The sequence below is a fragment of the Streptomyces sp. B1866 genome, assembly GCF_031932565.1.
In the GTDB taxonomy this organism is placed as follows: domain Bacteria; phylum Actinomycetota; class Actinomycetes; order Streptomycetales; family Streptomycetaceae; genus Streptomyces.
The window spans coordinates 1-762 of record NZ_JAVSCF010000570.1 but is presented as its reverse complement, the minus strand read 5'-3'; the positions used below and the strand labels follow the sequence as shown (position 1 = coordinate 762).

Sequence of the window (762 nt, the reverse complement as noted above, 5' to 3'; positions counted from 1 at the left end):
GGCCGGACGGCCGTCGCGCGGCAGTCCGGTGCGGCTGGCGTGCCCGGCCGGGGCGTACCGGCCCGGGCTCTCCGGCGCGAGGGCGGCCCGGCGGCGGGGCGGGGCTGCGGTCAGGGGCTGCGGGCGGGCGCGACGGGTGGGCGCGGTGGTCAGGCGCTGCGGGTGGGCGCGGCCGGTGGGCGTGCAACGCGCCGTACCGCCCGGCGCAACGCGCCGCACCGCCCGCGATCGGCGAATTTTGTCCGCTTAGCACTTAAAGTCGGCCCATGCCCACGCCACATGGAACCCGCGGCGGAATGGCGTTCAGCGCGGACGAGCTGCGTATCCTCCGACGCGCCCTCGCCCTCGCCCTCCAGCCCCGCCCCCCGTCGCTCCTCGACGGCCCGGTCGGCCCCGTAGGTCCGGCCGGTCCCGCAGACCCCGCCGGCCCCGCCGACCCGGAACGCGCGGAGGAGGTCCGGGACTGCCGGCGCCTCGCCGAAGCCGTGGACGAAGCGGTCCGCGAGGGCGGGCGGCTGCGTGCCTTCCTGCGGGCCGAACTCGACCGCTACCGCGCCGCCCTGCCCGGCGCCGCGGCCGGGTACCTGGACCGGCTCCAGGGGGCCCTGGCGGCCGGTTACGCGCCCGTCCCGGCCGACCTGGCGGCCCTGCGCGCGCTGTGCGCGGCCGCCGCGGGGTGCGGCGAGGCCGAGCGCCGCCGCGCCCTGCTGCGCCGCTGCGAACGGCTCGCGGAGCGCGGCGACCGGGCTGTGGCGGCTGCCG

General features: G+C 80.7%; 1 protein-coding gene. It reads left to right on the top strand.

Features of this window, described 5'->3' with window-relative positions; genetic code table 11:
* Positions 1–266: 266 nt before the first annotated feature.
* Positions 267–762: hypothetical protein (locus tag RKE29_RS30235; protein ID WP_312008893.1), on the top strand; the 496-nt coding region annotated here is incomplete at its 3' end.